9 protein-coding genes are annotated in these 6,245 nt (G+C 73.3%); all 9 read left to right on the top strand.

Going from position 1 to position 6,245, the window contains the following annotated elements; translation table 11 throughout:
• Window positions 1-122 precede the first annotated feature (122 nt).
• Window positions 123-473, top strand: a complete 351-nt coding sequence (locus JF597_RS50195) for a hypothetical protein (protein WP_294012935.1) — start codon at window positions 123-125, stop codon at window positions 471-473.
• Window positions 474-522: 49 nt separating this feature from the next.
• Window positions 523-990: a YbaB/EbfC family nucleoid-associated protein gene (locus tag JF597_RS50190; RefSeq protein WP_294012933.1), complete on the top strand. Its 468-nt coding sequence runs from the start codon at window positions 523-525 to the stop codon at window positions 988-990.
• Window positions 983-1,315, top strand: coding sequence for a type VII secretion target (locus JF597_RS50185; protein ID WP_294012930.1), 333 nt, complete (start codon window positions 983-985; stop codon window positions 1,313-1,315). Before JF597_RS50190 ends, JF597_RS50185 begins: the two co-directional genes overlap by 8 nt.
• On the top strand, window positions 1,312-2,163 hold the full coding sequence (locus tag JF597_RS50180; protein WP_294012926.1) for a WXG100 family type VII secretion target: 852 nt from the start codon (window positions 1,312-1,314) through the stop codon (window positions 2,161-2,163). The genes JF597_RS50185 and JF597_RS50180 overlap by 4 nt, the downstream gene beginning before the upstream one ends.
• Window positions 2,160-2,930, top strand: coding sequence for an ESX secretion-associated protein EspG (locus JF597_RS50175; RefSeq protein WP_294012923.1), 771 nt, complete (start codon window positions 2,160-2,162; stop codon window positions 2,928-2,930). Before JF597_RS50180 ends, JF597_RS50175 begins: the two co-directional genes overlap by 4 nt.
• 154 nt (window positions 2,931-3,084) lie before the next feature.
• Complete coding sequence (locus JF597_RS50170; protein WP_294012920.1) at window positions 3,085-4,164, top strand: hypothetical protein; 1,080 nt, start codon at window positions 3,085-3,087, stop codon at window positions 4,162-4,164.
• Window positions 4,161-4,295, top strand: coding sequence for a hypothetical protein (locus JF597_RS50165; protein WP_294012917.1), 135 nt, complete (start codon window positions 4,161-4,163; stop codon window positions 4,293-4,295). Before JF597_RS50170 ends, JF597_RS50165 begins: the two co-directional genes overlap by 4 nt.
• Window positions 4,296-4,318: 23 nt before the next feature.
• Window positions 4,319-4,855, top strand: a complete 537-nt coding sequence (locus JF597_RS50160; protein WP_294012915.1) for a hypothetical protein — start codon at window positions 4,319-4,321, stop codon at window positions 4,853-4,855.
• Window positions 4,852-6,245, top strand: a 1,394-nt coding sequence (locus tag JF597_RS50155; protein ID WP_294012914.1) for a S8 family serine peptidase, incomplete at its 3' end; no start/stop codon positions are given. The genes JF597_RS50160 and JF597_RS50155, both read left to right, overlap by 4 nt.

Below are 6,245 nucleotides of genomic sequence, written 5' to 3'. Positions count from 1 at the left end.
GTCGGGGTGGCGGCGGCGACCAGGACCTCAAGCGGCGCTACCAGCCGCCCCGCGAGGACGTCATCGACGGCGAGGACCTCGAGGAGTGGGACCGCCTCGGACCGACGATCGGTTAGCGGCCGATGAACGAGATCGCTCGCTTTGCCGCGGAGCTGACCGCGCAGGCTCGGCGGGACGAGGCCGCGGCCTTCGACCGGCAGTACGAGCTCGCCCGCCGGGCCGAGCGTGCGGTCGCCGCGCTCGCCGCCGACGGGCAGGCGCGGGGCCGGCAGTGGGCCGAGGACGACCGGCGCGACGACGTCGACCGGCGGTTCGACCCCGAACCGGACGACGCCGAATCGCACGACGCCGATCCGAACCAAGCGGGGCCGGCGCTGCGGGCAATGGTGCCCGCCCGGCGCGCGGCGCCGACCACTGCCCGGCGCGATGAGGACGACGACGAGGAGGACGAGCCGACCACCTGGTTGCGCTAGTTCCCGGGCAGGTCATGCGCCGTGATCCTTTCTGCGGGAGCATGGCGCAGTGACCTCCCAGCGGCCCCGCTTCGACGCCGAACGGGCCAAGGCAGCCGCGCAGCGGCTTCGCTACAACGAGATCCGGGCTGCTCTGGAGGAGGTGAGGGTGCAGGTGCACGCGGCTGATCGCAGCTTCTCCGTCGAGATGGGTGTGGGCGGTGCCGTCACCGCCGTCCGCCTCACCGACGCGGCGATGAACAAGACGCCGGAGGCGCTGTCCCGCGAACTCGTCGCCACCCTCAACGACGGCATGCGCGAGATCGCCGCCCGCACCAACGAGGTCGTCCGGCCGTTCCTCTCCAGCTCCGACCTCGATCTGGCCGCGATCACGGCCGGCCGGCTCCCGCAGACGGCCGAGCCCCCGCCCAAGCCGGACTGGATGCGGGAGATCGAGGACGCCAGCCGCATCCCCAAGCGCCCGTTGGGCCGCTTTGCGGCGCCGCCCGTCCCGGACGAGGACAGCCGGGATGACTGACGCATTCTCGGTGGACGTGAGCGCGCTGCGCACCGTCGCCGCCGCGCTGAACGGGCGCGCCGACGACGCGGGTGACATGGTCGCCGCCGCCCGGCAGACGGACGTCCCGTCGGCGTCGTGGGGCCCGCTGGGGCACGAGCTCGGCCTGGACGAGCTGTACGCCGAGGTGCGCGACACGGCGGAGTCGGGCCTGGGCCGCATCCACGAATTCCTGGCCTGGGCCGGGCGGAACCTGACCGAGACCGCGGGCGACTACGAGGAGCACGAGCACACGACCGCCCGCACGTTCACGGTGCTGCACGAGCCGGGGGAGCCGCCGTCGTGACCGGCCCGCTGACGACCGGCCGGTCGGCCCGCGACTCGTTGACCGAGGTCATGGCCGACCTGCAGGCCCACGAGTTCGCCATGATCGGCAGCGACGTCGTGAGCTTCGTCGGTGCCGCGCCGCCGGTGCCCACCGACGCCGCCCCGGCCGAGACCGAGCTCGTCGACGCCGGGCTGAGCTTCCTGCTCGGTCTCATCGAGCCGCTGCAACGCTGCCTGGAGCAAGTGACGGGAGACGCCGACGCGCTGCAGGCGAAGGCCGCCGAATGGGGTGCGCTCGCCGGGCGGCTGCGGGCCACCGTCCCCGGCGTCGAGGATCTCGCCCGCGCCGCGCGCCGGAGCTGGAGCGGGCAGGCGGCCGACGCGTTCGGCGCGACCATGGCCGAGTTCACCGAGACCGTCGCCGGAGCCGCCGCGGCCTGCGACGGCGTCACGCTGCTCCTGCGGATGAGCGCCGACCTGATGGCGGGCGCCCGATCGCTGGTCGTCGACCTCATCCGCCAGGTCGTCGAGTACATGATCGCCACCGAGGCCGCCGCCGCGGCCTCGGCCGCGCTGACGATGGGGGCCAGTGAGGCGGCCGCGCTGTCGGCCATCATCGGACGGGTCGCGGACGGGGTGGAGCGGGCCATCGACGTCGTCGACCGGGCCGCCGTCCTGCTCGAGCGGATCGCCGGAGCCTTGCGCGAGATCGCCGCGGTGTTCGCGCGGGTCGGCCAGCTGCTCGCGCAGTTGGGGAAGCTGGCCGGCGCGGCGCGGGCCGAAGGCGGCCCACTTCCGGTCCCCCGGCCGGTCACGCGGCCCGGCACCCCACCCGCGAGCACACCAGACGAGGAGGGCCGGCGATGACCCTGCCGACGCTGCCGCCGATCACCTGGCTGCGCCTCGCCCCGGAGGAGCTCGGTCGCTGGAGCTGGGAGCGGCGCCTGCGCTGGCCGATGCCCCTCGACTCGTCCCGTACCGGTCGCTGGGAACCGGAGCTCGACGAGTTGCTGGCCGGCCTCGCCCCGACCGACGGTGACCGTCCCCGCGGCGAGGAGCGGCTGCTGGCCACCCTCGCCGACGTGCTGGCCGCGCCGGACGAATGCGCCTTCGCCGTCCGGTCGGTGAGGGGCGAGGAGTCACACTTCGCGGCGCTGCGCCGAGGAGCGGACGTCGTCGCCGTCGTCGATCAGCCGGGTGAGGTACGCCTTGCCCGTATCGACGAGACGATGATCGCCGTGACGGTGGCGGCTCAGCTGCCGCGGGTGGCCGCGGCACCCACCATCCGGATGTCCGTGCCGGCCGGCACCGCTGCGCTGCTCGGCTCGGGGCTGCAGCGCGGGGCCGATCCGGAGACCATGCGCAACGCGATGGCGAGCGCGGGTATACCTGAGGCGATCATGAGCCGGCTGCTCGCCGGAGACGACGCGGTCACTGCATCGGGCATGATCGGGGCGGTGCGGATCGACGCCGGGAGTGCGAAGATGAGCGGGCGTTGTGCCAGTTGGACCGAAATGGCCGGAGGGGCGTTGATCGCCGCCTCCGGTCCGGGCGGCGACGTGGTCTGGGAGCCGTTCACCGCGGCCGCGGCCGCGCGGTGCCTGGCCGACGCGCTGACGGCGGTGCGGACGTGACCGGCCCTATGTCGACAGTGGGGCCCGGGTGTGGGGAAGGACGGTTGCGGTGAGCTTCATCGATGACATCCTGGGCGCGCTTGGCCTGGGGGGCGGCTCGCTGACGCACATCAAGGCGATGGCGCACTCGGTGCGGCCCGAGGAGATCGCGGCGATGGCCACGGTCTTCGACCATGGGACCGAGGTCCTCAACACGGGCCACGGGCATCTCGAGAGCGCGATCGACAACGTCGTGACGGGCTGGAAGGGCGACGCCGCGAAGGCCGCGTCGACCTCGGTGCTCGGCGGCGCGATGACCAGCCGGCAGTCGGCCGAGTCGTCGTCGAACGCCGCCGACAACGTGCGCAGCTACGCTGCGCGGCTCGGCGAGACGCGGGCGCAGATCCTGGCGGTTCCAGCCGTCGACACCTCCTTCGGCCACGCGGTGCAGGCCAGCGGTGGCCCGGTAGCGGCGGCGTTCAATCCCGGCGCCGTAGCGGCGAACATGGCGGCGGCGCAGATCAAGAGTGAGCAGCACCGCGAGCAGGCGGCCAGCTACCTCAAGCAGATGAACGACGACAGCGAACAGTTCGCCGCGCAGCAGCAGCAGACGTTCCAGCCGGTCCCGCCGCCGCCGCGGGGTTTTCCGGACGGCCTGCCCACGACGGTCTCGGTGCACGCGCCGAGCGGCTCGGGTGGCGGCGGCGCCATGCCGCCGGTGAATGGCCCGTCCGGTGGCCCGGGCGGGTCGGGATGGAACACGCCCGGCCCGGGTCCGGGGCGTCCCATCACCCCGGTGAAGCACCCGTACGACAACGGCGGCCGGCCCGAGACCGGTAACGCGGGCAATCCCACTTCGCCGACCGGCCCGGGGAATCCGCCGCCGGGTGGACCGATCATCCCCCCTGAGCCCCCGCCCGGTGATCCGACGCAGATCCAGGGCAGCAACCCGCCGGGCACGGTGTCGCCCACCGGGCCACCGGTCGCGTTGCCCGATCCGAGCGGGTCGGGTACCGGTGTCGGAACGCGAGCGGGCGGGCGGGCGCCGGCGCCCGCGGGTTCGCCGACGGCGAGGGCGAGCGCGGCTTCGCTCGAGGCAGTGGCTTCGGGGGCGCGGCCGACGAGGCCTCCGGCCGGTTCGGCCCGGGCGGTCGGGGCGGCATCGGCGGCTTCGACCCCGAGGAGTCGACGCTGCGGGCCGGACGGCTCTCCGCCACGGCCGCCGGTGAGCTGGCGGCCGGGGAGCGCGGGATGATGCCTCCGATGGGCGGGGCCGGCGGACGGCGCTCCGACGAGGAGGAGTTGGAGAAGCGGCCGGACTACCTGGTCGAGACCGATGACGTGTGGGGCGACGGGCGGCTGGCCGCACCGCCGGTCTTGGGCTGACCCGGGCAGCAGGAGGAGACACGATGTACGAGGACGAGCTGAGCGCGGTCGTCGGGGTGGGCGCGGTGACGGGAAACATCGGCGCCTTCGTCACGGAGCTGGGTGACCTCGTCGATCGCGTGGGCCATCAGGCGCACATCGACGCGGCCACCGCCGGGTCGGTCACCGCGGACCTCGAGACGCTCTCGTCGTTCTACAACTCGCTCTCCGAGCTGCACCAGCAGCTTCTGGAGAAGAGGGCGACGTTGAAGGGGCAGGCGCTCGACCTGCACGACGCTGAGGCTTCCGGCCAGGTCGCGGGCGTGCAGAAGGCGTGGAAGGCGATCGGCGAGTCGGCCGGCGTCATGCAGCACGCCGAATCTCTCTACGGCAACCTGCAGACGATCGACCACTGGGTGCAGCACTTCATGGGGGCCGTCCTGCACAACCTGCAGGAGTACGCCAAGAACGAGCAGGTCGCGATCCAGACGTTCACCAAGGCAAGCGACGCCAACGTGCCGGTCCCCACCCGGTCGGCCGGCGGCAAGACGACGACCGGGTCGTCGCGCTCCGGGTGGTGACCCACCGGCGGTGCCGCCCGCTGGCGGTGGCCGTCGCAGCGCTGGTCGCGATGCCGGTCGCGCTGGTGGGCGCGCCGGCCGCGCAGGCCGCGCCGTCGGCCGCAAGCGTCCGCTCGCAGGAATGGTGGCTGGACGACCTGCACCTGCCGGCGGCGTGGAGCACGACCAAGGGCAAGGGCGTGGTCGTCGGCCTCGTCGACACCGGCGTGGACGCGACCCACCCCGACCTGACGGGCGCCCTCGTGCCGGGCAAGGACTTCAGCGGCCACGGCGCTGCGAACGGCGAGGCCCCGGTGAGCGGCCAGCCGGAGCCCCAGCACGGCACCACGATGGCCGGCTACATCGTCGGGCGCGGCCACGGCCCGGGCCACGCGCAGGGAATGCTGGGCGCGGCGCCGGAGGCCCGCGTGATGTCCCTTTCCCTGGTCGACACGGGGGGCGATGCGCCGGTGGCCTCGGCGATCAAGTACGCCGCCGACCACAGGGTCAAGGTCATCAACCTGTCGGTCGACAACGTCGAGAGCGCCGCCATCCGCGACGCGCTGAAGTACGCCGAGCAGCACGACGTGGTGGTCGTGGTCGCCTCCGGCAACGACGGCCAGGACAACGGCATGAACTCGTACGCCACGTACCCCGGCGTGGTGGCCGTCTCCGGCTACGTGAACGACGGCCACTTCACGATCGACAGCGACAGCAACATCACCGGCCCGCAGACCGACGAGCCGACGTCGGACAGGGCCGCGGACTATCTCGGCGGCGTCGCGGTCTCCGCCCCGTACGAGACGCACGACGGTCGTCAGGACATGGTGGGGACGACCACCGTGACAGACGGCAGTTATACCGAGGTCGGCGGGACGTCCAACTCGGCGGCGATCGTGTCGGGCGTCGTCGCGCTGATCCGCTCGGCCCACCCGGACTGGAACGCGGCGCAAGTGATCGACGTCCTGATCCATACCGCCTACCGGCAGCTCCCCGAGTACTCGCCCAAGCACGGCTTCGGCATCCCGGACGCCGCGAAGGCCGTTGCGGCCTCGGCGCCCTCGGTGTGTGACAACCCGCTGGGGTCGCTGGTCACGAATTCGGCCGGTGTCTGGGCGGCGATCGTGAACAAGAAGGACGCGCTGGCCTACACGCCGCGTTGCGGGTCGTCGTCGAGTTCACCACCGTCGTCGCCGTCCTCGCCGGCCACGCAATCCACCGGCGCCTCCTCGCCCGCCAGCTTCTCGCCGTCGAGCGCCTCGGCTGGCGCGAGCGGATCGTCCGGCGGCGTGCCGGCGTGGGTCTGGATCGTCGTTGCGGTCGTGGTCGTGGGTGGCGCTGCTGGGCTTCTGCTGGCCCGCCGCGGGCGCGGTGGGCCGCCGCCCCCTGGCCCGCCGGCTCCGAACGCACC

The organism is Streptomyces sp. (assembly GCF_019510245.1).
GTDB lineage: Bacteria > Actinomycetota > Actinomycetes > Streptomycetales > Streptomycetaceae > Streptomyces.
Note: the sequence above shows the minus strand (reverse complement) of the source record. Positions and strands in the feature narration are given on the sequence as shown.